The following is a 24038-nucleotide window of genomic DNA, read 5'->3' as shown; positions in this document are numbered from 1 at the left end:
ACAACGGTACAAAGCGCGATACAATTTGACCACAGGAATATTGTAATGGGTACAATTTGGCAGCCGGCACTGGCCGAGGGGCAGGGGCCGAAGTACAAGCTCGTCGCGCTGACCATCCGGCAGGGGATCGTCTCTGGGGCTCTGGCGGTGGGGGATAAGCTGCCGCCGGTACGGGAACTGGCGTGGCAATTGGGGATTACCCCCGGCACCGTGGCGCGGGCCTATACCATCCTCACGGATGAGGGTCTGTTGGAGGCCGAGGTGGGCCGTGGCACCTTTGTCGCCCCGCCGCAGGCGGCCATTCGCGAAGATGTCTGGAATCGCGAACAAGATAGTTGGATCAAGGAGTTGGAGGTTGCCGATACGGATGCGGTCAGCCTCTTCAGCCCACGACTGCCGGACATGGGGCAGGTGGCGCTGATCCGCAGCGCCCTGCGACAGGTGGCGGATGTGCCGGGCGAAGACCTGATGAACTATCCCACCCGCGACGCCTATGCCCCGGTGCGGCAAGCGGTGGTCGACTGGCTGTCGCATCTCGCCCTCGGGCCGCTGAGCGAGCGTGACGTCGTGCTGTCGCATGGCGGGCAGAGCGGGATTGTATTGGTACTGCAAGCGATCCTCTCGGGGCCGAAGCCGGTGATGCTGGTCGAAGACCTCTCCTACGCCGGGTTTCGCCGCGCGGCGGAAGTGCTGCGCGCCGAGGTGGTCGGCGTGGCGATGGACGCAGAGGGCGTGCTGCCAGAGGCGCTGGACAAGGCCGCGCGCGACAGCGGGGCGCAGGTCTTTTGCACAACGCCGGAGGTGCATAACCCCACGGGCAGCCACACCAGCCTTGAACGGCGGCGTGCGCTGTTGGAAGTCGCCAAACGGCATGGGTTGGAGATTTTGGAGGATGATTGCTACCGCATGGGCCACGCCCGCGCGCCGAGCTACCGCTCGCTTTGGCCCGAGCATGTCTGGCATGTCTCTTCGATCTCAAAGGAATTGACGCCCGCCCTGCGCGTCGGCTTTGCACTGGCCCCGGCGGGGCGCTCGGCGGATCTGCGGCGGGTGGCGGAATACGGGTATTTCGGCCTTGCCCGGCCCTTGGCCGAGGCGACGCGGATCCTCCTGACCGACCCGCGGCTCAAGGCGATCTGCGCGGATATTCGCGAAAGACTGGCGGAATATGTCGAAGTGGCGGTGAACCATCTGGGCGGCCATGCCTTGGAATGGTCGCGCGATGTGCCCTTCCTCTGGCTGCAACTGCCGCCGGGGTGGCGGGCCGCCGGGTTCTGCCGCGCGGCAGAGGCGCAGGGCGTGCAGATCCGCTCGGCCGATGAATTCGCCCTGCGCGATGGCCGCGCACCCCATGCGGTGCGCATCGCGGTGAACGCCCATGTCTCCCTGCGGTCCTTCGAGGCGGCGATGCAGCGGCTGCGCTGCCTTCTGGACAATCCACCGGAGCAGATCAGCGTGTAGAAATATGGGGTATTATTATACCTAAATCACAACGTATTGTTTTAGCTGATAAAATCAGGGATTGCTGCGCTTGACCCGGCGATGCAGGTGTTTATAACGCCTCCATCAGACACCGGGCGGGGATTCCTCGTTCCGACCAACCTCAAACGGGAATTCATCCATGAAAACCTTTTCTGCGACACCGGCAGATATCGACAAGAAATGGATCATCATCGACGCCGAAGGCGTCGTGCTGGGCCGTCTCGCCTCGATCGTTGCCATGCGCCTGCGCGGCAAGCACAAGCCGTCCTTCACGCCGCATATGGATTGCGGCGACAACGTGATCGTCATCAACGCCGACAAGGTGCAGATGACCGGCAAGAAGCGCGAAGAGCACTTCTACTGGCACACCGGCCACCCCGGTGGCATCAAATCGCGCACCAAGGCACAGATCCTCGAAGGCGCACATCCTGAGCGTGTTGTGACCCAAGCGGTCAAGCGCATGCTGCCCGGCAACCGCCTGAGCCGCCAGATCATGACCAACCTGCGCGTCTATGCAGGTAGCGAACACCCCCATGAGGCGCAGAGCCCCGAAGTTCTGGATGTCAAATCCCTGAACAAGAAAAACACGCGGAGTGCATGAGCATGGCTGACGAAATCAAATCCCTCGACGGTCTGGAAGCAGCCGTGACCGACAACATCGGCGGCGTGCAGGGCACCGAGACCGAAGTGACCCCCCGTGAGCCGGTTCGTGACGAACTGGGCCGCGCCTATGCCACCGGCAAGCGTAAAGACGCGGTCGCTCGCGTTTGGATCAAGCCCGGTTCCGGCAAGGTCATCGTGAACGGCAAGCCGCAGAACGAATACTTCGCGCGCCCCGTGCAGCAGCTGATCCTCGCGCAGCCGTTCGGCATCACCAACACCGAAGGCCAGTTCGACGTGATCGCGACTGTCAAAGGCGGCGGTCTGTCCGGTCAAGCGGGCGCGGTCAAGCACGGCATCTCCAAAGCCCTGCAACTCTACGATCCCTCCCTGCGCGGTGCGCTGAAAGCGGCAGGCTTCCTGACCCGCGACAGCCGTGTCGTCGAGCGTAAGAAATACGGTAAGGCCAAAGCGCGCCGGAGCTTCCAGTTCTCCAAGCGTTAAGCTTACCGATCAAGTTTGCGAAAGGGCTGCCCTCCGGGGTGGCCCTTTTTCGTTGCGGTGGGCAGGGCTGGCCGTGGCACATGAAAAAGGCCGCCGCGGTTTCCCGCAGCGGCCTTAGGTCCGGATCGCGATTGATCCTGAAACGGCTTAGCCGCCGATTTCGTAGCTCACGGTGAAGCCCAGCACGCCGTCGCCATCGTTGGTGTCTTCGTAAAGCGCTTCGAAAGTGACGCCGTCACCGAAGTCATAAACGGCACCGGCTTCGGCATAGATGTTGTCGTCGCGGTCGCTGTTGCCGATGAGGCCAACGGCGGTCCAACGCTCGGACAGGGGCGCTTCAAACGCGACTTCCTGATCGCTTTCGCCATTGTCGGGGTCGATGATCACGGCGAATGCGCCCGAGGCGTCACGCCCGATGGGGAAGCCCAGCGTCGCGGTGATCTCTTCGCTGTGGTCTTTGGAATCGTTCAGCCAGATGTAGCCATAGGTCAGATCCCAGCTCAGGCCCTGACCGAAGTCCGCGCCGTAGCCGAGGTTTGCTTCGAATTCGACGTCATCGCTGGGGTCTTGGTAAAGCGAAGTCGCGCTCAGCCCGGTGTGGAAGCCGCCGTAGGTCAGTTCGACAAAACCTTCGACTTCGTTTTCGAGGTGATCGAAATCATCCGACGTGTTGAACCGTGTCGCGGCAGAGACGCCGGCGGTCCAGCCAACCATGGAAGTCATGCTGCGGTCTTCGATGACCGGGTCGAAACCGGTGGTGACGTTTTCCTGCGCATAGGCAGCAGAGGAGAGCAGCCCGGCGGTGAGGCCGAACCCGATAAGATGTTTGATATTCATGGCATTTGCCTAGTTTTGGACCATAGCTTGTCTGCGACTGGCGAGGTCAGGTTGTGAAGGCCCCTCGGATAGGGCGCTCACCGGGGGGCGGCAAGGCCCGATTGCGCATATCTGGCATGCGTTAGAACATAACATTGTGATCGACGGAAATTTCGCCCAAGCCGTTGGTTTTTCTGGGGCGACGTGGTTCCGGGCGGGGCTGTGCCTGCCTATATCAGCCCCAACACAGGAGACAGTCATGCAGTATTCAGTTCTTGATCTTGCGCCCGTGCCCGAAGGGTCGGACACCACCACCGCCATCGCCAATTCGGTCGCTCTGGCGCAACTGGCCGAGGCCAAGGGCTATCACCGGTTTTGGATGGCGGAGCATCACAATATGCCCGGCATCGCCTCGGCGGCGACCTCGGTTCTGCTCGGGCATGTGGCGGATCACACGAAAGAAATTCGCGTCGGCGCGGGTGGGGTGATGCTGCCCAACCATGCGCCCTTGGCCATTGCCGAACAGTTCGGCACGCTGGCGGCGATTCATGGCGACCGGATCGATCTGGGGCTTGGCCGCGCGCCGGGTGGGGATCAGGCGGTGATGCGCGCCATGCGCCGCGGCATGAGCGCGGGCGATCAATTCCCCGATGACGTGGCCGAGTTGATGGCCTATCTGGGCGCGCCCGATCCCCGCGCGCCGGTGCGCGCCCATCCGGGTGAGGGGACGCATGTGCCGATCTGGATCCTCGGCTCATCGCTCTATGGTGCGCAATTGGCGGCGCATTTCGGGCTCCCCTATGCCTTTGCCTCGCATTTCGCGCCGGATGCCTTGGAAGAGGCCACGGCGATCTATCGCCGCGATTTCAAACCATCCGAAGCCTGCCCCGAACCGCGCTTCATGCTGGCAGTGAACGTCTTTGCCGCTGAGACGGATGAGGAAGGCGCCTATCTGCGGACCACCATGCAGCAGGCTTTCGCCCGTCTGCGTACAGGCCGCCCTGGCAAGCTTCCGGCCCCGGTGCGCGACATCGATGCCGAGATCGGCGCGGGGCTGCGTCAAGGTGTCGACCATGCGCTGCGCATCTCTGCCGTTGGCAGCCCAGAGACGGTGAAACGCCAGCTTGAGACGCTGATCGCGCAACATCGGCCTGATGAGTTGATCCTGACCGGACAAATCCACGATCACTCAGCGCGCCTGCGCTCGTTCGAGATTGCGGCGGATGTCTTGCAGGAGATGACAGTGGCGGCCTAAGGGCCGCCGCCCTCACTCGTCAGGGCTGACCAGCCCCAAGCCGCGCAGATAAATCCCGATCCCGGTTTCCAGCAGGTCATCGGGCGGGAAGGGCGAGGCGCGACCGGGCGAGTTGCGGGCAAATAGCTCAACCACCCCGTGGCTCATCGCCCAGATATGGGCCGAGAACATCGAAGCGGGCGGGCGTTTGTCCGCCGGGATATGTTGGCTGAGGTCGGTCGCCGCGCGTTCCAGCACCGCATTGGCGCGGTTGGCGGCATGGGCCAATTCCGGCGTGCGGTTGACCGAGATGCCGGATTCGAACATCGCGATGTAATGGCCGGGATGTTTGCGGGCGAAGGCAAGATAGGCGCGGCCCGTCGCCTCAAAGGCTTTGAGCGCCGAGGGCTGGCCGGATTGATAGGCGAATTCCATCAAATCGGCAAAGATATCATAGCCTTGATGCGCGGCCTCGGCGATGAGGTCTTCGCGGCCCTCAAAATGGCGATAGACCGCCGCCGGGGTGACGCCCGCGCGTTTGGCGGCTTCGGAAAGGGTGAAACCCGTGGGGCCGCGCTGCTCGATCAACTCAAGCGCCGCGTCGATCAGCGCTTGGCGCAGGTTGCCGTGATGGTAGCCGCGCTTAGGCATCCCAGATGTCCGGCCCGCCACAGATCTCATCGTCGATCTTGCCGATCGCCTTGGTGTCTTTCTGGGGATAGTCGAAACGGTGCAGCAGATGGCGCATGGCCGCCAGACGGGCGCGACGTTTGTCGTCAGAGCGGATCACCGTCCACGGGGTTTCATCCGTGTGGCTGCGCAGCAGTGTCTCGGCGATGGCGGCGGAATACTCCTCCCATTTCGCGAGACCTTTGACGTCGATGGGGCTGAGTTTCCACTGTTTCAACGGATCGGATTCGCGCGACAACATGCGGCGCAACTGCTCGGCCCGGCCCACGTTGAGCCAGAACTTGATCAGGTGAATGCCGTCTTCGACGAGCATCTGCTCAAACGGGGTGACCTGTTCAAAGAAATGGGCGCGCTGTTCGGGCGTGCAGAAGTCAAAGACCTTTTCCACCACCCCGCGATTGTACCAAGAGCGGTCATAAAAAACCATCTCGCCCGCTGTGGGCAAGTGTTTGATATAGCGTTGAAAATACCACTCGCCCTGCTCGGTTTCGGTGGGTTTCGACAGGGCCACCACACGGGCGGAACGGGGGCTCAGGTTTTCACGCATACGGCGGATCGTGCCGCCCTTGCCAGCGGCGTCGCGCCCCTCAAAAACCATGACGACGCGCTGCCCGGTTTCGCGCACCCAGGATTGCAGTTTGACCATTTCGATCTGCAACCGGTCATAGTCGCGCTCATAGGTCTTGCGCGACAGACGTTCGTCATGCGGGTAGCTGGGCGAAAGGATATCGTCCTTGTCGGCCCGCTGGATCGCTTGGCGGATGTCCTCGGGGGCGTCGTTCTCGTAAAAGGCGCTGATCGCGCCGTCAAAGGGCAGGTCCATGGGCGCTCCTTGCGGATTGTTCTTGTTTCAATATGGGATGTTAAGGCGGTTAACGCAAACCGGCACGGGCGGCGGCGCGGTCGATGGCATCGACCACTGCCTGCGGGTCGGCGTGATGGGGCATATGGCCCATGCCGGGCAGGCGGGTCAGGGCGCCGTTGGGGATGTCTTTGATCAGTTCCTCGGCATGGATATGCATGGGGACAATGGTATCAGCATCGCCGTGAATGATCTCGACCGGCATGGTCAGGCGGTCATATTGCGCCGCCATTTCAACCACATGCGGGCGAAGCTGGTGGACCTGTTGCGCATTGGCGCGGCTGGCGCTGCGGCGCAGGGTGAGGCCCGTGCCGATGTGATCGGCATAGCCTTCGGGCGCTTGCTGTGGCGCAAAGATCGCCGCTATGCTGCTTTGCACCACGCTGTCTGGCACAAAGGCGGTGACGGCGGGGATAAAGAGCGCACCGCCAAGCCGTGAGGCGCTGACGTTATAGAGCCAGCCCAGACCGCCGGGCCATGGCTCCGACACGGCAGAGACCAGCACCAGCGCTGCGGTCTCATCGGGGCGTTGCAGCCCCCAAGCCAGCGCCACGGCCCCGCCAAAGGAATGGCCCAGCACGATGGGGTTTTCGACGCCCAGTTGATCCGCCGCTTTCTGCAAAAGCGCGGCCTGTTCCTGCGGTGACTCGCCGCGCGGGTTCCAAGGCCCGCGCGCGCCGGGCAGGCGGGCGGTATAGCCCATGCCGGGACGGTCGAACATGATGACGCGGTAGCGGTCGCTCAACCGCTCAGCGAAGCCCAAAGTGAAATCGCGCAGGTTGCCGTTGGCCCCGTGGATCAACACCAGATCCGGCCCGCTGCCGATGATCTTGGCATGGACTGGCAGGCCGTCCACCGTGATGATCTCACCCTCAGGCGGATGGCTTGCCTCGGCCCGCGCCTCATGCCGCGCGGCGCGCCATTGGACGAGCGCGGTGAGCAGCGCCAGCCCGAGGAGGAGGGCAAGCAGCAGTTTAATGGCCGATCTCATTCATATCAAAGGGGGTGGTTTGGTATATCTCGTTGATCCAATTGCCATAAAGCAGATGCGCGTGGCTGCGCCAGCGGTTCACCGGCGTGCGCGCGGGGTCATCCTCGGGGTAGTAGTTGCAGGGCACGTTGATCGGCACGCCATTCTCGACATCGCGATCATACTCTTGCTTGAGCGTGTCGCGGTCGTATTCAAAATGGTTAAAGACATAGAGCGCGCGGTGCGCGGGGTCTTCGATCAGACAGGGGCCAACCTCATCACTGCCCAAAAGCGTGGTCAGGCCGGGGTGGGCGTCAACCTCGTCTTGGCGCATCTCGGTCCAGCGCGAGACGGGCACGGTGCAATCATCCGAAAAGCCGCGCAGATAGGGCGAGGCGGGCGCGAGATTGCGGTGCCGGAAACAGCCGAAAGCCTTTGCGCTCAGCATGTGTTTCTTGACGCCGTGGAAGTGGTTGATCATCGCCATGCCGCCCCAGCAGACGCCAAAGGTGGAGTGGATGTTGGTCTGGGTCCATTCCATCACCTCGCCCAACTCGTCCCAATAGGTCACCTCGTTAAACTCAAGATGCTCAATCGGCGCGCCGGTGATGATCAGCCCGTCGAACTTCTCGGCCTTCATTTCCTCGAAGGGGCGGTAGAAGCTTTCCATATGCTCGGCGGCGGTGTTGCGGGCCTGGTGATCGGACATGCGGATGAGGCTAAGCTCGATCTGCAGGGGTGTCGCGCCGATCAGCCGGGCAAATTGGTTTTCCGTCTGAATTTTCTTGGGCATCAGGTTCAGCAGGGCGATGCGCAGCGGGCGGATGTCTTGCCGCGAGGCCAGTTCCTCGTCCAGCACCATGACCCCTTCGTTGCGCAGAACGTCGAAGGCAGGCAGGCGGGAGGGGATCTTGATGGGCATGAGACAGGTCTTTCAGGGGTGGCCAGTGCAGTCAGATAATCTTGGGCGGGGCGGGTTCAACCGCCCGCGGGCAGGTGGCGGGCGATCAGATCGGTAAAGTCTTCGGGAGCGTTCAGTGCGTCGATGTCGGCGGGGGTGATGGTGACACCCCATTTCGACATCGCCGCATAGCGGGGTTGGCGGTGCGACAGGGCAGCAGCATAGGTCCAGCGGATGAAGTCGTCGGGGTTCACCGCGTCCTCTGTAATGTTCTTTTCCGCCAGATAATCGGCCCATGCCCGGGCGAGGAATTCTGGCTGATAGGCCATCGGTTTGGGCGCTTTGTCAAAGCGGCGGATGAGTTCCTCGGTATGGGCCTCGTCACCCTTGATCCAGACCAGCAGACATTCCTCGGCCAATTGCTGCAACAACGGGTCGTTCGGGTCTTCGGGGTCGAGCCATTCGCAGATCGAGCCACCGGTGTCGCAGATGAAATGCGGATAGCCATAGAGCGCCTCGGCGCGGGTGGCGAAATAGCTGGTATCCTCCAGCGCGTTGATCTCGGCCCGGCGGAAAGCCTCTTGACGTTTGGCGTATTCGGCCATCGGCAGCCCGCCGCGCTCCGGGTCGCCCGGTTTGCCCAGCCATGTCGCCACGGGCGAAAGATTGTCGAAGGTGATGTTCGATCCGATGTAGATGCTATCGCTCAGCAGCAGGTCGCGCAGGAAGGGCACTTTCATCGCCTCGGCCTTGGCGTTGTCGGCGATGAGTTCGCCCAAGTAGCGGGTGCCGATGCGGTAGTCGATGGAGTAGTGAAACCAATCCCCGCTGGCGCGCAGCAGGCTGGAGAGATGGGTCTTGCCCAAGCCCGACATGCCGAAGATCAGAACTTTGCGCCGCGGCGCCGCGCGCCAATCGTCAGCCGTGGGGTAGAGCATGTATCACCAAGGTTAAGTGCTTCGTTTCCCCTGACTACCCCAGTGTTTCACCAGACGCCAGATGCGGCCATCGAGCACCAGAAGCCCAAGTGCGAGAAGGGCGAAACCGCCATAGGCAGCGGGGCGCAGGGTCTCATCACGCAGCCAAGCGCCCAGCAGGATCGCCACGGGGGCGACCAGCAGTGTCACCAACATCAGGTTGCTGCTGCCCGCCATGCCGAGCACGCGGTAATAGAGCAGATAAGCCAGTGCCGTCGCGGCAAGCGCGTAATAGGCGATGGCGACGAGGGTGGCGGGGGCGAGGTCGAGCGTCAGCGGCCCTTCGACCACCCATGCCAACGGCAGCATGATCAGCGTGGCCCCTGTCAGCATCCCGGCGGCGGCCAATTGCGGCGGCTGGCCCGGCAGCAGTTTGCGCGCGCAGACCCCGGCCATCGCATAGGACATCGCCCCGCCCAGCACGGCCAGTTGTGCAAGGCTGCCGAGGTCGAAATTCGTGAGATTTTCCAGACCGATGGCGGTACTGACACCCGCGAAGCCAAGGCAGACGCCAATCGCCTTGCGCGGGGTGATCCGCTCATCCGCCAGAAAGGTCGCCGCGGCCAGAACGCCAAAGATCGCGGTGGCGGCATTGAGGATCGAGGTCAGCCCCGAGGGGATGTGCAGCTGCCCCCATGCCATCAGCGAAAAGGGGATCACATTGTTCAAAAGCCCCATCAGCAGGAAGGCCGCCCAGATGCGCGGGTCGCGCGGCAGTGGCAGGCGCATGGTGGCGACGGCGGCCCAAAGCACCAGCATCGCCCAGAACACCCGATGCGCGACCGAGGTCAGCGGTCCGATCTCATCCAAGGCCACCCGCACGGCGACAAAGGACGCGCCCCAGAGCAGGGCGAGAAAGCCCATTTCGATCCAAGCGCGCGGGGGGATGGTTTTCTGTGTGATCATGGCTTGGGTTTAGGCTGTTCCGTTGATCGGCACGACCCGAAAGATGCGCATGCATAAAAAACGCCGCCCGAGGACCTCGGGCGGCGTAATCTCGACGGGTCTGGTGTGGATCAGAACGTGAAGCCTACTTTCACGCCAAAGGCCAGAGCATCGTTGTCTTCGAAGTCCGCCGCCGGGGCGAAGCCCGGGATCGCGGTCTGCGCGTCGCCGATGTTGACGTAGCGCACGCCGGTAGTGATCTTCATGTTGTCGCGGGTATAGACGGCAGCCAGTGCAAGGCTCTTGTTGCCATCGGTCGGCCCGAGGTTGGAGGCGAACCCGCCGTTGGACTTCTCATAGCCGACGGAGGCCGAGACTGACCAGTTGTCGTTCAGGCGGCGGCCGACGCCGAGCGAGTAGGTGAAAACGTCGTCATCGTAGCTGACGAGGGCACCTGGGGGGTATTGATTAGGAGTGATATCGAAGGATGACCAATCTACCCAACGCACACCGCCGAACAGAAGTGTGTCAGCAGCAATGCCTGTCTGGAAATCAAGATTGATCGATTGCGGCGTTTCTACGTCGAATTCTTCCGTAGTCGTGGCTCGACCGGTGGCGGATGTACGGGAGGGGTAACTTTCCACGGCGGTAATATCGTGGTCAATTTTGGAATTATAGGTCAGTGCGACGCGAAGAGCGATATCAGGTCTTTCGTAGGCGACACCGGCCGAATAACCTACGCCTACGTCGCGGTCACTATCAATAGTATAACCACCTCCGGGAATGAACGGTATTGCAGCGCTGGCTTCAATGCTCTGCACGCGGACACCGCCGTGGACGCTGAAGTTGTCATTCATGCGGTAGCGCAGCAGGCCGGTCAAGGCGTGGCTATCTAAGTCGGCTTGCGAACCTCTTGCAAAATAACCCGTGGAAGTGGGATAGTCGACATCTGCTCCAAACGGCTGATCATAGATGATCGCATAGGACAGTTTGTCGTTGATGTCGGCTTTATATGCGGCGCCAAACTGCATGTAGCTGTCGGTGGCATTGCCAGAATCCTGGCTACCAAGAAGCGTGACCGATGTGCCCGAGGTATCGGGCGAGATATGCCCAAAGCTGAACTCCGCATAGCGGCCGCTTTCAAACAGGGCATTGATGGATTGGCCCGACCGATCGATGCCGCCAGCTTGAACGATTGCCGTAGATGCCAACAGTGCCGGAATTGCCAAGAAATAGGTTTTCATTTGCTTTCCTCCCAAGACTTCTGTGCGGTTCCTCCCCGGCACAGGTTAGAAACGATCTAAGCGGATTGCTGCCGTTTGCGTCAATCACTGACCTTGGGTCAGGTTAAAATCTGCGCAAACATTACCTTGGGTGTGCTTTGCGGGTCTCAAACCAGATGTTGAGGTAGTTGCCAGCAAAGATGATCGCGGCCCCGACGAAGACCCAGACATCCAATGCTTCGGCATAGAGCAGCATCCCGACCACGGCGATGGCCGGAAGGCGGACAAAATCGATCGGCACCACCACCGTCGCGGGGGCGAGGCTCAGCGCGTTGGTCAGGCAGTAATGCGCAAGCAGCCCGCAGGCGCCGACCAGTAGCAGAAAGGGCATCGTCTCAACCGTGGGTCCGGCGATGTCGCCGTCGTATCCCGCCGAGATCAGGCCAAAGATCAATTGCAGCGTGGTGAGGTAGAACAGGATCGTGGTAATCCCTTGTGTCCGCGTCAGCCGTTTGGTCAGCACATTGGTCAGGGCAAAGAAGAGGGCACAGCCCGCCGCCGCCAGAATGCCGGTGTTGAGGTTGCCGATATCGGGGCGCGCCACGATCAGGATGCCGATGAACCCCAGGACGGCGGCCAGCGCCCGTGTCGCGGTCAGCCGTTCGCCAAGCAGGAAAACCGACAGGGCGATGACCCATAGGGGCGATGTGAACTCCAACGCGAAGACCTGCGCCAGCGGGATCAGCGACACGGCGAGGAACCACAGGTTCTGCCCGGTGAAATGCGCAAGGTTGCGCAGCAGTTGAAGGCCGAAGTTGCGGGTGTTGATCTGCCGCCACGCGCCCGTGGCCCCGGCGAGCGACAGGACGATGATCACGCCAATCACGCTGCGGTAAAGCATCACCTCGAAAGTGTCGAACCGCGCCGAGAGTTCGCGCCCCGCCACGGCCATGGTGGAGAATGACCCGATGGAGCCGATCATCCAGAGTGCGGCGCGAAAGGTGGGGCTCATGTGGTTTCTGTGATCTGATAGTCGCGGGCGATCCCGGCGGTGAGCCGCGCCCAGTCCGATGCTACGGCACGGGCCTGATGCGCCTCAAAGGCCGCCCGGTCGGTAAAGAGCTCCGATACCTGCCAGACAAGGGGATCGTCGGTCGGGGTCACGTCGAAGCCAAGGCAGCCCGGCTCGGCCCGGGTGAGACGCAGATGCGCGTCAAGCCCTGCGCGCACCCGGTCCGCCTCGGCCCGGGTGGCGCAGCGAAGGTGGCCGGTCAGGGCCACCCGCATTTTTATTCCCACTCGATGGTGCCCGGAGGTTTCGAGGTGATGTCATAGGTCACGCGGTTGATGCCCGGCACCTCGTTGATGATCCGCGTGGCGGTTTCACCAAGGAAGTCATGGGTGAACGGGTAGTAGTCCGCTGTCATCCCGTCGACCGAGGTCACCGCGCGCAAGGCGCAGGCGAAGTCATAGGTGCGGCCATCGCCCATCACGCCCACGGTACGCACCGGCAGGATCGCCACGAAGGCTTGCCAGATATCGTCATAGAGGCCGTGACGGCGGATTTGGTCGATATAGACCGCATCGGCTTCGCGCAGGATGTCGAGCTTCTCGCGGGTGATCTCACCAGGACAGCGGATCGCAAGACCCGGCCCGGGGAAGGGGTGGCGACCGATGAAGGAGGGCGGCAGGCCCAGCTCACGGCCCAACTCGCGCACCTCGTCTTTGAAAAGCTCCCGCAGCGGCTCGACCAGTTTGAGGCCCATCTTCTCGGGGAGCCCGCCAACGTTGTGGTGGCTCTTGATGGTGACCGAGGGGCCACCGGAGAAGCTAACGCTCTCGATCACGTCCGGGTAGAGCGTGCCCTGGGCGAGGAAGGTGGCATCGCCCACTTCCTTGGCGTGTTTCTGGAACACGTCGATGAAGAGCTTGCCGATGATCTTGCGCTTGGTCTCGGGGTCCGAGACGCCGTCCAGCTCGCCCAAGAACAGCTCCTGCTCGTCGGCGTGGATCAGCGGCATGTTGTAGTGGTCGCGGAACATGGTGACGACCTCTTCGGCCTCACCCTTGCGCAGCAGACCGTGGTCAACGAAGACGCAAGTTAGCTGGTCGCCGATGGCCTCATGGATCAGCACGGCGGCCACGGAACTGTCGACGCCACCTGAAAGGCCGCAGATCACCTTTTGGTCGCCGACCTGCTCGCGGATCGCGGCAATGGCTTCTTCACGATAGGCGCTCATGGTCCAGTCGCCCTTGAAGCCCGCCAGACGCACGAAGTTCTCGTAAAGACGCGGGCCGTTGGGGGTGTGATGCACCTCGGGGTGGAACTGCACCGCGTAGAAGTGTCGCTCCACATCCGCGGTGATGGCGAAAGGCGCGTTGGGGGAGGTGCCATAGACCTCGAACCCCGGGGCGATTTTGCTGACGTGGTCACCATGGCTCATCCAGACCTGTTCGCGGTCGGTGGCGAACCAGCCTTCGAGCAGATCAAGCTGTTGGCCCGTGGGGGTGACAAAGGCCCGCCCGAACTCAGCGGTGCCATGGCCGCGCTCCACATGGCCGCCAAGGCAGTGCATCATCACCTGCTGGCCATAGCAGATGCCAAGGATCGGCACGCCCAGTTCAAAAACAGCCTGCGGCGGACGCGGCGCGCCTTCGGCAAACACCGAGGACGGGCCACCCGACAGGATCACCGCCTTAGGCGCGAATTCCTTGAGGAAGGCTTCGTCCACCGTGTTGAACGGGTGGATTTCGCAAAAGACATTCAGCTCCCGCAGGCGACGCGCGATAAGCTGCGTGACCTGGCTGCCGAAGTCGATGATGAGAAGGCGGTCATGGGTGATATCTGTCATGGGGCTGTGATTAGGCCCGTGCGCACGCTCTGGCAAGTCTCTAGCAGGCCGAAGACTGGTGCCGCCCGCGTTTAATTCGCGCAAGTGGCGCGACGGCGGCACGCGATGTCGCTTTTTGCCGCTAGGGGGCGTTATCCGCGCGAAGCCCCTGCCGGGAATGGGGTAGTGACGGGCCAAGACTTGCGGGAAGGATAGAGCAATGGCGGAATCAGCACGACGGGCACGCGGCGGTGGTGGTGCGGCAAGACGCGCGGCACGCACAGCCGTCTCTTTCGAGACAGCGCGCTATATCGAACGGAATATCCCGAACTTCGAAGTGCTGACCGAAGAGGCGCTGGAGATCATCGAACAGAACGCCGATGCGGTGCTGGAAGAGATCGGCGTGAACTTCCCCGACAACCCCGAGGCATTGGCGCTTTGGCGTGAGGCCGGGGCCGATGTTCAGGGAGAGCGGGTGCGTATCCCACGGGGGCTGGCACGCAAGCTTTGTTCCACCGCGCCTTCGACGATTACCCAAGTGGCACGCAACCGAGATCGGGATGTGGTAATCGGGGGGAGGAACCTTGTGCTCGCCCCCGTCTATGGCCCGCCCTTCGTGCGCGATGCCGCAGGGGGGCGGCGCTATGCCACGATGGCTGATTTCGAGAAGTTCGTGAAGCTGGGCTATATGTCCAAGTGGCTGCATCACTCGGGGGGGACGGTATGCGAGCCGACGGACATCCCGGTGAACAAACGCCACCTCGATATGCTGCATGCCCATATGACGCTGAGCGACAAACCCTTCATGGGATCGGTGACCGAACCCAGCCGGGCGCAGGATTCCGTCGATATGTGCGGTATTCTGTTCGGTAAGGACTTCGTGCAGGAAAACACGGTGATGACCTCGCTCATCAATATCAACTCGCCGATGACGTTTGACGATGTGATGATGGGCGCGCTCAAGGTCTATGCCGAGAACAATCAGGCCTGCATCATCTCGCCCTTCATCGTAGGCGGTGCCATGGCCCCGGTGAGCGTGGCGGGCACGCTGACACAGGTCTTGGCTGAGACGCTGGCGGGCATCGCCTATAGCCAACTGGTCCGCCCCGGGACGCCGGTGATCATGGGGGCTTTCGTCACCTCCATCGACATGAACTCGGGCGCGCCCACATTCGGCACACCCGAGGCTGCGCATATCACCTATGGCGCTGGGCAACTGGCCCGCCGGCTCAACCTTCCGTACCGCAGCGCTGGGTCTTTCACCGGCTCGAAACTGCCTGATGCGCAGGCGGCTTATGAGACCTCGAACAGCCTGAACATTGGGCTGCTTTCGGGGGTGAACTTCATGCTGCACGCCTGTGGCTGGTTGGAAGGGGGCCTTGTTTCCTCTTTCGAGAAGTTCGTCATGGATGCGGATCAACTGGGCACGTTGCATCACCTTGCCCGTGGGGTGGAGATCGACGTGAACGCGCAGGCCATGGACGCGATCCGCGAAGTGGGGCCGGGGGGGCATTACCTTGGCTGCGCCCATACGCAGAGCAATTTCCGCGATGCCTTTTGGAAGTCGGATCTGTTGGACTACAAACCCTTCGAGACTTGGTCGGACGAGGGCGCCCGCGACACGCAGAGCCTTGCCACCGCGCGGGTCGAAAAGATGCTGGCCGACTATCAGCAGCCTGCGCTGGATCCAGCCATTCGCGAAGCGCTCGATGGCTTTGTCGCGACCCGTAAGGCGGCGGAACCCGATAGCTTTAGCTAAAGCTTTGCGGCGGGGGCGATCCCCCGCATCGGAGATCAGGCGCTGGGCATCATAGCGGCCTTCAGGAACCGTGCCTCGCCAACCATGGCAATAAGAACATCTACATGGCGGATCAGGCTATAGCTTGCATCCGCCGTCTTGCGCTGGGTGTCCAACGCGGCCTCGATCTCGATCAGTTTGATCAGCGCGGTGCCGTGGCGTGGCAATATGCCAAAGCCCAGTATCCGTGGCAGATGGGTGCCGCGGCGGTAGTCTTCGGCCCCGATGCGGGCGGCCCGCATCAGCAGGCGCGGGCGGTGAAGTTTTTGCAACATGGTCAGTAGATCTTGCATCACACTCTCCAATTTCAGGGGGTGAATCACCCCGGATCGGCGAAGTGTTGCACAACCTTTCCGGGTGTTGCGTGTTGCGGGTTCCCGGCGCACGGCGCCTTTCGATGGCGTTTACCTTTTGGAAACAATCATTGCCAAATGCGACGATTTTAACGAACGGGTAACCAAAACATCCATAGGTTGTGAATAACTCTGGGGATAACTCACCCAGCTTGGGGACCCGCCAAAATGGAAGTGGCAGTCAATTGAAGGCGCATCACCAAATTCAACAGTCCGTCCTGCCGGGATGGGTGCCGCACGGAGCCCTGCATTACCTCGCACATACGGAGACCGGCGCCCCGATCCGGGCCTTGGCACGCCAAGCAGGCTGTCATGCCTCGACCATCATGCGCCAAATCCGCCGTATCGAGACACGGCGCGACGATCCGCTGGTGGATGCCGCCCTGCGCAGGCTCGGGGCGGTGCGGCGTGCCTTGGATTGTACTGCTGGCCCCCCAGCAGGAAAGACAGCGACAATGACCAAACCCGCCGCCCCCCTTCTTGACGAAGACACTTTCGCCGCCGAGGCGCTGCGCGTCCTGCGGCGCCTGCATGAGGCAGGCGCGATCCTTGCCGTGGCCGAAGGGATGGAAAAGGCCGTCGTCCTGCGCGAGACGGACACCGGCCCCGGCGCGCGCACTGCCGTGGTGGACAGCGCCGTGGCGCAGGCGATGGCATTGAAAGATTGGATCGCGCCGGGCAGCACAGGCCGGGTGACACGCTATCATATCACCAGCGCGGGGCGCGCGGCGCTGCGGCGGATGCTCGAAGAGCAGGGCGCGGCCGTAGACGGCTTTGCCGAAGATCAGGCCGCCTTTTTGGGCGGGTCCGATGCGCCCGCCGCAGACCTGAGCGCAGATGAAGATACGGCCCCGCGCCGTGGCCGCTATTGCTTGTCAGAAAGCCCGCTTTCGACCCTCGCAAGGCGGCGCGACAAATCCGGCGCGCCCTTCTTGAACGAGGGGCTGGTCCATGCGGGCGAAAGGCTGCGCGAAGATTTCGAACTGGCGCAGATGGGCGGTGAGGTTACGCAGAATTGGGACCATTTCCTGACCCCCGGCGCAAAGCCTAGCGGCGGGCGAGATGGGGCAGGCGCCATGGCCGCGGCGGAGGCGCGCAAGAGGGTGGCCTATGCCATGGCCGACCTCGGCCCCGGCCTGTCGGACGTGGTGCTGCGCTGTTGCTGCTATCTGGAGGGGTTGGAGACCACCGAGAAGCGGCTCGGTTGGTCCGCGCGTTCGGGCAAGATCGTGCTTCGGATCGCACTCATGCGGCTGAAACGGCATTACGATGAAACCGTGGGGCCGGGCGGCCCGATGATCGGGTAAATGCGGGTCGGGTAAAGAAGGGGCGGTAGGATGATAATCCTGCCGCCCCGGTTGTTTAGTCTGCGACCTTTACCGGTGTCTCATCTGTGACCGAGATCGCGACTTCGTCTTTCTCGCAAGCGGCACGCACACCGGCGGCATAGTCGGGGTGCACTTTCTCAAGCACCGCATACCAGCGTTCTTTCACCGATTGCGAACAGGGCGCCATGGCACCGGCCATGTTCTCGTGCAGACGGTCACGCTGCGCCTGATCGAACACTTCGGTATAGAGCTTGCGCGGCTGGACGTAATCGGCATCCGCCTCTTCCTGCACATAGCGGTCCGCATCGCCCGAGATGCGCAGCGGTGGTTCTTGCACCGATGGATCGGGACGGGCCGAGCCTTCGTATTGGTTCGGCTCGTAATAGGCATCCGGGTGGCCGGTCTGCTGCGGGAAGAACCGCATCGCGCCGTCCTTGTGGTAGTGATGCATCGGCGCGGCCTTGGGCGCGTTCACGGGCAGGGCCTCGTAATGCGTGCCAAGACGGTAGCGGTGCGCATCCGCATAGGAGAATACCCGCGCCTGCAACATCTTATCGGGCGAGAAGCCGATGCCGGGGATTTTGTTCGACGGCGAATAGGCAGCGTTCTCAATGCTCTGGAAGTAGTTGTCAGGGTTGCGGTTGAACTCCAACATGCCAACGGGGATCAGCGGGTAATCCGCATGCGGCCAAACCTTGGTCAGGTCGAAGGGGTTGAAGCCGCAGGTCTCGGCCTCTTCCTCGGGCATGACTTGGATGTTCAGCTCCCATTTCGGGTAGTCGCCGCCTTCGATCGCGTTAAAGAGATCCTCTTGGAAGTTCTCACGGGTGGACCCGATCAGCTTTTCCGCATCCTCATTGGTGCGGTTGCGGATTTCCTGCTGGCAGCGGAAGTGGAACTTCACCCAGTGACGCTCGCCCTTGGCGTTCCACATCGAATAGGTGTGGCTGCCGTAGCCGTGCATATGCATCGGGTTCACCGGAATGCCGCGGTCGGACATCAGGATGGTGACCTGGTGCACGCATTCGGGCTGCGCCGCCCAGAAGTCGAACATCGCCTCGGGCGAGCGCAGGTTGGTGCGCGGGTGGCGTTTCTGGGTGCGAATGAAATCCGGGAATTTATAGGCATCGCGTACAAAGAAGATCGGTGTGTTGTTGCCCACAACGTCCCAGTTGCCCTCTTCGGTGTAGAATTTCACCGAGAAGCCGCGCACGTCACGCTCACTGTCGGCGGCGCCAAGCTCCCCCGCCACGGTGGACCAGCGCGAGATGATCTCGCAGGTCTTGCCCACTTCGGAGAAGATCGCAGCACAGCTATATTGGCTGATGTCATGGGTGACGGTGAAGGTGCCCTCGGCACCCCAGCCCTTGGCGTGCACGGCACGCTCAGGAATGCGCTCGCGGTTCTGATGAGCGAGCTTCTCGATCAATTGGTAGTCGTCCAGCAGGACCGGGCCACGGGCGCCCGCGGTCTTGCTGGTGTCGTTTGTCGGCATCGGTGCGCCGGCGGTGGTGGTGAGACGCTTGCTCATCTTGGGTTCCCCTCGGTTACTGTCTGACAGCAAGATGATCGATTCCGCCCATAATTTCCAATTGCAGTTTTGTAAAATTGCGATAGGTAAAAGTTATGAACTTTACCCTGAAACAACTCGAATACTTTCGCGCGCTGGCGACCTTGGGCAACTTCGGGCGGGCGGCGGAGGCGAGCAATATCTCCCAGCCCGCGCTTTCGGTGCAGATCCGCACTTTGGAGGAAACGCTCGGCGGGCGGCTGATCGAACGGCAGAGCCGCGCTTCGGTGCTCACGCCCTTGGGCCGCGAGGTGCTGACCCGTGCCGAGGATATCCTGCGCCGCGCCAAGCTGTTGGAGGCCACGGCGCGGGAGCAGGTGGGGCTGGCGGGCACGTTGAATCTCGGTCTAATCCCGACCGTGGCGCCCTATCTGTTGCCCGGCGTGCTGGCCGCGTTGCGGGCGCAGGATATCTCGCTTCGAGTCGAGGTACGCGAGGCGCAGACGGATCAATTGCTGGCCGATCTGCGCGCCGGGGCGCTGGATGCGGCGGTGATGGCGGTGCCCTCGGGCGAAACGGGCCTGGCCGAGGTGCCGCTTTTCGAGGATCGGTTTCTGCTGGCCGGGTCCGCCGACCGGATGGCGGGGGCGGATGTCGCCCGCCCGACCGATTTGGCCCGCACGCCGCTGATGCTGTTGGAGGATGGTCATTGCCTCACCGATCAGGCGCTGGAGGTTTGCCAGCGCGACCGCACGCAGGCGGGCATTCACACCGGGGCGTCCTCCCTCGCCACGCTGTCGCGGCTGGTGGAGGCGGGGTTTGGCATGACCCTGATGCCCGAAATCGCCGCCAAGACCGAGCTTGATGCCGCGCCGGGCCTACGCCTGCACCGTTTCGGCGCGCCGGAACCTGCGCGGCAAATCGGGCTCGTCCGCCGGGCGGGCACGCCGGGCAGCGGTTGGGCGGCGCAACTGGCCGAGACGCTGAAGGAAGTGGGGGAGGGGCTGACCGGAGAGCTTCGCGCGAAATACTAGGCATGGGCGGGGCCGCGGGGTCAAAGGGACCGGGCCAAATGGCCCGATCCGGTCACATGAAAGGGCGCTTAGGCCGCTTCGGTTTGTTTCTGGTTCTCAAGGTATTCCAGCAGGGTCTCAGGGCTGGAAACGCCGTAGGGGTCTTCGTCGTGGTTGTCACGGATGCCGGGCTCTTCGAACCATGCTTCGATCTGACCATCGTTGATGATGGCCGCATAGCGCCAACTGCGCGGGCCGAAGCCAAGGTTGTCTTTGGCGACCAACATGCCCATGCGGCGGGTGAATTCGCCCGAACCGTCAGGGATCACGTCGATGTTCTGGACGCCCTGCATCTCTTTCCACTTGTTCATGACAAAGCTGTCGTTGACCGACAGGCAATAGATCGCGTCGATGCCATGCTCTTGGAAAGCGGCGAAATTGTTCTCGAACCCGGGCAGCTGGTAGGTGCTGCAGGTCGGGGTGAAGGCACCGGGGAGGGAGAACAGCACAACGCGCTTGCCTTTGAAGAAATCATCGCTGGTCTTGTCTTCCCAGCGGAAGGGGTTGGACCCTTCGATGCTTTCGTCGCGCACGCGCGTCTTGAAGGTGACGTTGGGGACATTGATACCGGGTTTCATCGCGTCTCTCTTTCTCGGATTGGAATCTTTGTGGCTTGGTAGCCCATATAGGAAGCCTCGGCAACTCTCGCAATGCTGCAACTGCATTGTAATTTTTCAGTTACATATCAACGTTCTAAATCAACGGTCTAGGGCGATGCCGCCTGTGCATGGCGGCCTTGTCGCGGGGGCGTATGCAGTAGGTGGCCATCGGGTCAAGGACTGTGATAAACAGGCCGCGACACAATGATCAGAGGCCCCCGATGCGCGATCTGAAGATACCCGAACAGCGCCACCCCGAAAAGGCGCGCAAGCCCGACAACGCCCAGCCGAAAAAACCGAGTTGGATCAGGGTCAAAGCGCCCGGCGGCAAAGGCTATGCCGAAACAGCGCGGATCATGCGCGACAACAAGCTGACTACGGTCTGCGAAGAGGCGGGCTGCCCCAATGTCGGGGAATGCTGGTCTCAGGGTCACGCCACGATGATGATCATGGGCGAGGTTTGCACCCGCGCCTGTACCTTCTGCAACATCGCCACCGGCAAGCCGCCCGAAGCGTTGGATGTGTTCGAGCCGGGGCGCGTGGCCGATGCGGTCGCCAAACTGGGGCTGAACCATGTGGTCATCACGAGCGTCGACCGTGACGATATCGAAGACGGCGGGGCGGAGCATTTCGCCCAGACCATCCGCGCCGTGCGTCACCGCAGCCCCGATACGACGATCGAAATCCTGACGCCGGATTTCATCCGCTGCGGCCCCGAAGCCCTTGAAAAGGTTGTCGAAGCGCGCCCCGATGTGTTCAATCACAACCTCGAAACCGTGCCGGGCCTTTACCCCGAAGTGCGCCCCGGCGCGCGTTACTTCCACTCCCTCCGCCTGCTTCAGCGGGTCAAGGAGTTGGACCCATCGATGTTTACCAAATCGGGCATCATGGTGGGCTTGGGCGAAGATCGCCAAGCGGTCATTCAGGTCATGGAAGACATGCGCGCTGCCGACATCGATTTCCTGACCATCGGTCAATATCTACAGCCGACGCCCAAGCACCACGCGCTGGACCGGTTCGTCACCCCCGAAGAGTTCACCTCTTACGAAAAGGCGGCCTACGGCAAGGGCTTCCTCATGGTCTCGGCCACGCCGCTGACCCGGTCAAGCTATCACGCGGGTGACGATTTCGCGCGTCTGCGCGAGGCGCGGAACCGCAAACTGGGTATCGCCTGATCGAAAAAGGCGCGCCCGGCGTTAACCGCCGGGCAGGGCCTTAAGGTAGGCTGCAATCGCTTCGCGGTCGCTTTCGGGTAGCTGGGCGAGGTTGCTGACCACCTCGGCCATCTCACCGCCCGCGCTGTCGTATTCCGGCGTGAAGCCGGAGGTGAAATAGGCCACGAGATCGGGTTTGGACCAATCAAGCTGATCCGGTGTGATGCCGGGAATACGCCCCTTGCCCGAAGGGTTCGGCGCGCCGGTCAGCCAAGCGCCCCGGTCGAGCGCGCCCAAGGCATTGCGCGGGGTGTGGCATTCGCCGCAATGGGCAAGCCCTTCGACCAGATAGCGCCCGCGTTCGACCTCAGCATCGGGCGCGTCGGCCATCACGAAATCATCATGTGAAGACAGCGCCTTCCATGCGCCAAGCCCGCGGCGGATGTTGAAGGGGAATCCCACCTCATGCGGCAGGCTCGGCGTATCCGAGGCGGGCAGGGTCTGCATATAGGCAAAGAGGTCCACCACATCCTGCGGGGCGAGGTGTTGATAGGCCGTGTATGGAAAGGCAGGGTAATAATGCTGCCCCTCGGGCGAGACGCCCCGCGTCACGGCACGGGCGAACTCCGGCAGGGTCCAGTCACCGATGCCCTGTCCGGGATCGGGGGAGATATTGGGCGCGTGGAAGGTGCCGAAATCACTGGCGAAGGGCAGCCCCCCGGCCAGCACCAGCCTCTCATCTTCTTCACTTTCGGGCGCGGCGTGGCAGGAAACGCAGCCGCCGGCGGCAAAGACCAACGCGCCCGCCTCCGGGTCCGGTGTCAGCCCGGCACCATAGGATGGCTCAAGCGGATCGGGCCGGGTGAGCGCCCAGCCAAGGGCCGCGCCGAGAGCGGCACAGCCCAGCAGTATAGGAATGACCCGTCGCAAGGATCAGTTCTTGGGGCCGCGGTAATCGTCATGGCAAGCGCCGCAAGCCTTGCCGATTGCGCCCATGCCCGCCCTCAGCGCATCCAGATCGGTGCCCGCGGCCTCGATCATATCCGCGCTGGCGGTTTCCAGCGCCATCAGCGCTTCGTTGAACCCTTCGGGATCGCTCCAGATTTCGGCCTTGGCGCGGGAACCTTCGACAGCGCCTTGCTCGGTCCCTTCGAGCCAGAGGGTGCCCGGCGCGAAACCGGCGGCGGCGTTCAGATTGGTCGCGGCAGCGGTGGCCGTCTCGGCGTTATACTCCGTCTCGCCCTTGGCCATGCCGCCCAGAATGCCGGTATGATAGGCAATCAGTTGCATCTGCGCGTGGCGCGCGTTCACCGCCGCACTGGCGGCTTTCTCACTATGGCTGGCGGCGAAGCCTGCGGTGGCAATCAGAGCGGCGCTGATACCAATGGCGGTAATGCTTTTGGTCAAATGCATGGTCATCTCCCTTTTCTTGCCGCAGCGTAACATGGCAAGGGCAGGTCGCAAAAAACAAAAATGTGATCAGCGGGATAAGGCTGCGGGCAGGGTCAGAACCGGCGGGGGATACGCTCTGCTGCGGCCCAGTCAGGCCAATAGCCCAGCCATTCGACAAGCCCCACGGCCAAAGCCGCCGCGATGATCGCGAAGACCACGATCACCCGTTTGCCCGAAGGTGGATGGCGCGCCCATTGGGACATGCGCAGCAGCCACCGCGGGTCCATCACGTAAAGCGGACCTTCCCGATGAAGGGCAGGTTGCGGTTGCGTTGGGCAAAGTCGATGCCATAGCCCACAACGAATTCATCGGGAATTTCAAAGCCGGTCCAATCCGCCTTCAGGTCGACCTCACGCCGGGTGGGTTTGTCGAGCAGGGCGATGGACTTCAACCGCGCAGGCTCACGCGAGCGCAGCAGGTTGGTGACATGATGCAGCGTGTGGCCAGTATCGACGATATCTTCGACGACCAGCACGTCGCGCCCTTCGATGGCACCGCGCAAGTCTTTGAGGATACGTACCTCTCGGCTGCTCTCCATGCCGTCGCCATAGCTGGAGGCTTCGAGGAAATCGACTTCGATCGGCAGGTCCAACTCGCGCACCAGATCGGCGATGAAGACGAAAGAGCCGCGCAGCAGGCCGACCACGACCAATTTATCGGTGCCGTTGAATTCACCGTGAATCTCACGGCAAAGATCTTCGATCCGCGCCGCGATGGCCTTGGCCGAGATCATTTCGTCGATGACATAAGGCCCGTGTGCCATGGTTTTGCCCTTGAATCTGCGGGGTTGAGACGT

General features: G+C 62.3%; 26 protein-coding genes. 8 read left to right on the top strand and 18 right to left on the bottom strand.

Annotated elements, in window-relative coordinates; all coding sequences use genetic code 11:
* Positions 1-45 precede the first annotated feature (45 nt).
* From ACGYLD_RS03735 to rpsI, 3 genes are all read left to right on the top strand, one after another.
* Positions 46-1461 carry a PLP-dependent aminotransferase family protein gene (locus ACGYLD_RS03735; RefSeq protein WP_394401235.1) on the top strand — a complete coding sequence of 472 codons (1416 nt, stop codon included), beginning with the start codon at positions 46-48 and terminating at the stop codon, positions 1459-1461.
* 160 nt (positions 1462-1621) lie between these two features.
* The gene (rplM, locus tag ACGYLD_RS03730; protein ID WP_067266879.1) at positions 1622-2083 is read left to right on the top strand and encodes a 50S ribosomal protein L13; all 462 of its coding nucleotides are present in this window, start codon (positions 1622-1624) and stop codon (positions 2081-2083) included.
* Positions 2084-2085: 2 nt separating this feature from the next.
* Positions 2086-2586, top strand: coding sequence for a 30S ribosomal protein S9 (gene rpsI, locus ACGYLD_RS03725; protein WP_067266905.1), 501 nt, complete (start codon positions 2086-2088; stop codon positions 2584-2586).
* Positions 2587-2733: 147 nt separating this feature from the next.
* On the opposite strand, the gene ACGYLD_RS03720 is transcribed toward rpsI, so the two are convergent.
* Entirely contained in the window at positions 2734-3423 is a 690-nt protein-coding gene (locus ACGYLD_RS03720) for a hypothetical protein (RefSeq protein ID WP_394401233.1), read from the bottom strand.
* A 238-nt stretch (positions 3424-3661) separates the two neighbouring features.
* Between ACGYLD_RS03720 and ACGYLD_RS03715 the strand changes: the two genes are divergently transcribed.
* Positions 3662-4657, top strand: coding sequence for an LLM class flavin-dependent oxidoreductase (locus ACGYLD_RS03715; RefSeq protein WP_394401230.1), 996 nt, complete (start codon positions 3662-3664; stop codon positions 4655-4657).
* 12 nt (positions 4658-4669) lie between these two features.
* Here ACGYLD_RS03715 and ACGYLD_RS03710 read toward each other — a convergent pair whose 3' ends face one another.
* The 10 genes from ACGYLD_RS03710 to guaA form a co-directional block, all read right to left on the bottom strand.
* On the bottom strand, positions 4670-5287 hold the full coding sequence (locus ACGYLD_RS03710) for a TetR/AcrR family transcriptional regulator (protein WP_067266873.1): 618 nt from the start codon (positions 5285-5287) through the stop codon (positions 4670-4672).
* Positions 5280-6149, bottom strand: a complete 870-nt coding sequence (ppk2, locus tag ACGYLD_RS03705) for a polyphosphate kinase 2 (protein WP_271693634.1) — start codon at positions 6147-6149, stop codon at positions 5280-5282. The genes ACGYLD_RS03710 and ppk2 overlap by 8 nt, the downstream gene beginning before the upstream one ends.
* A gap of 49 nt (positions 6150-6198) precedes the next feature.
* On the bottom strand, positions 6199-7179 hold the full coding sequence (locus ACGYLD_RS03700; protein WP_271693635.1) for an alpha/beta fold hydrolase: 981 nt from the start codon (positions 7177-7179) through the stop codon (positions 6199-6201).
* Positions 7163-8080, bottom strand: a complete 918-nt coding sequence (gene metA / locus ACGYLD_RS03695; RefSeq protein ID WP_271693636.1) for a homoserine O-succinyltransferase — start codon at positions 8078-8080, stop codon at positions 7163-7165. The genes ACGYLD_RS03700 and metA overlap by 17 nt, the downstream gene beginning before the upstream one ends.
* Before the next feature lie 56 nt (positions 8081-8136).
* A complete protein-coding gene (locus ACGYLD_RS03690) occupies positions 8137-8997 on the bottom strand; it encodes an ATPase (RefSeq protein WP_271693637.1) in 861 nt (286 codons plus the stop codon).
* Between the two features lie 12 nt (positions 8998-9009).
* Positions 9010-9942, bottom strand: a complete 933-nt coding sequence (locus ACGYLD_RS03685) for a DMT family transporter (protein ID WP_271693638.1) — start codon at positions 9940-9942, stop codon at positions 9010-9012.
* 110 nt (positions 9943-10052) lie between these two features.
* Positions 10053-11165, bottom strand: coding sequence for an OmpP1/FadL family transporter (locus ACGYLD_RS03680; protein WP_271693639.1), 1113 nt, complete (start codon positions 11163-11165; stop codon positions 10053-10055).
* A gap of 121 nt (positions 11166-11286) precedes the next feature.
* Positions 11287-12156, bottom strand: coding sequence for a DMT family transporter (locus ACGYLD_RS03675; protein ID WP_271693640.1), 870 nt, complete (start codon positions 12154-12156; stop codon positions 11287-11289).
* Positions 12153-12431 (bottom strand): putative quinol monooxygenase, encoded by a 279-nt coding sequence (locus tag ACGYLD_RS03670; RefSeq protein WP_271693641.1) that lies wholly within the window; start codon positions 12429-12431, stop codon positions 12153-12155. Before ACGYLD_RS03670 ends, ACGYLD_RS03675 begins: the two co-directional genes overlap by 4 nt.
* A gap of 2 nt (positions 12432-12433) precedes the next feature.
* Positions 12434-13996, bottom strand: a complete 1563-nt coding sequence (gene guaA, locus ACGYLD_RS03665; protein WP_271693642.1) for a glutamine-hydrolyzing GMP synthase — start codon at positions 13994-13996, stop codon at positions 12434-12436.
* A 199-nt stretch (positions 13997-14195) separates the two neighbouring features.
* Here guaA and ACGYLD_RS03660 point away from each other — a divergent pair, with 199 nt between their 5' ends.
* On the top strand, positions 14196-15734 hold the full coding sequence (locus tag ACGYLD_RS03660) for a trimethylamine methyltransferase family protein (protein ID WP_271693643.1): 1539 nt from the start codon (positions 14196-14198) through the stop codon (positions 15732-15734).
* A 35-nt stretch (positions 15735-15769) separates the two neighbouring features.
* On the opposite strand, the gene ACGYLD_RS03655 is transcribed toward ACGYLD_RS03660, so the two are convergent.
* On the bottom strand, positions 15770-16066 hold the full coding sequence (locus ACGYLD_RS03655) for a DUF6477 family protein (RefSeq protein ID WP_271687411.1): 297 nt from the start codon (positions 16064-16066) through the stop codon (positions 15770-15772).
* Positions 16067-16344: 278 nt separating this feature from the next.
* Between ACGYLD_RS03655 and ACGYLD_RS03650 the strand changes: the two genes are divergently transcribed.
* Positions 16345-17433: a DUF6456 domain-containing protein gene (locus ACGYLD_RS03650; RefSeq protein WP_271693811.1), complete on the top strand. Its 1089-nt coding sequence runs from the start codon at positions 16345-16347 to the stop codon at positions 17431-17433.
* Positions 17434-17488: 55 nt separating this feature from the next.
* Here the strand turns inward: ACGYLD_RS03650 and ACGYLD_RS03645 are convergent, their stop codons facing one another.
* A complete protein-coding gene (locus tag ACGYLD_RS03645) occupies positions 17489-18985 on the bottom strand; it encodes a catalase (RefSeq protein ID WP_209218870.1) in 1497 nt (498 codons plus the stop codon).
* A gap of 95 nt (positions 18986-19080) precedes the next feature.
* Here ACGYLD_RS03645 and ACGYLD_RS03640 point away from each other — a divergent pair, with 95 nt between their 5' ends.
* Positions 19081-19998 (top strand): hydrogen peroxide-inducible genes activator, encoded by a 918-nt coding sequence (locus ACGYLD_RS03640; protein ID WP_209218869.1) that lies wholly within the window; start codon positions 19081-19083, stop codon positions 19996-19998.
* Positions 19999-20066: 68 nt separating this feature from the next.
* Here the strand turns inward: ACGYLD_RS03640 and ACGYLD_RS03635 are convergent, their stop codons facing one another.
* The gene (locus tag ACGYLD_RS03635) at positions 20067-20615 is read right to left on the bottom strand and encodes a peroxiredoxin (RefSeq protein ID WP_067266850.1); all 549 of its coding nucleotides are present in this window, start codon (positions 20613-20615) and stop codon (positions 20067-20069) included.
* A gap of 242 nt (positions 20616-20857) precedes the next feature.
* Between ACGYLD_RS03635 and lipA the strand changes: the two genes are divergently transcribed.
* Positions 20858-21811, top strand: coding sequence for a lipoyl synthase (gene lipA / locus ACGYLD_RS03630; RefSeq protein ID WP_271687409.1), 954 nt, complete (start codon positions 20858-20860; stop codon positions 21809-21811).
* Between the two features lie 21 nt (positions 21812-21832).
* On the opposite strand, the gene ACGYLD_RS03625 is transcribed toward lipA, so the two are convergent.
* From ACGYLD_RS03625 to hpt, 4 genes are all read right to left on the bottom strand, one after another.
* Positions 21833-22720 carry a cytochrome c gene (locus tag ACGYLD_RS03625; RefSeq protein WP_271693644.1) on the bottom strand — a complete coding sequence of 296 codons (888 nt, stop codon included), beginning with the start codon at positions 22718-22720 and terminating at the stop codon, positions 21833-21835.
* A gap of 3 nt (positions 22721-22723) precedes the next feature.
* The gene (locus ACGYLD_RS03620) at positions 22724-23203 is read right to left on the bottom strand and encodes a cytochrome c (protein ID WP_271693645.1); all 480 of its coding nucleotides are present in this window, start codon (positions 23201-23203) and stop codon (positions 22724-22726) included.
* A gap of 92 nt (positions 23204-23295) precedes the next feature.
* Positions 23296-23472 (bottom strand): hypothetical protein, encoded by a 177-nt coding sequence (locus ACGYLD_RS03615; RefSeq protein ID WP_271693876.1) that lies wholly within the window; start codon positions 23470-23472, stop codon positions 23296-23298.
* Positions 23469-24005, bottom strand: coding sequence for a hypoxanthine phosphoribosyltransferase (gene hpt, locus ACGYLD_RS03610; RefSeq protein ID WP_271693647.1), 537 nt, complete (start codon positions 24003-24005; stop codon positions 23469-23471). The genes ACGYLD_RS03615 and hpt overlap by 4 nt, the downstream gene beginning before the upstream one ends.
* Positions 24006-24038: the final 33 nt, after the last annotated feature.

The organism is Sulfitobacter sp. 1A12056, assembly GCF_043558125.1.
Taxonomy (GTDB): Bacteria; Pseudomonadota; Alphaproteobacteria; order Rhodobacterales; family Rhodobacteraceae; genus Sulfitobacter; species Sulfitobacter faviae.
This window is presented reverse-complemented; position numbering and strand designations above follow the sequence as displayed.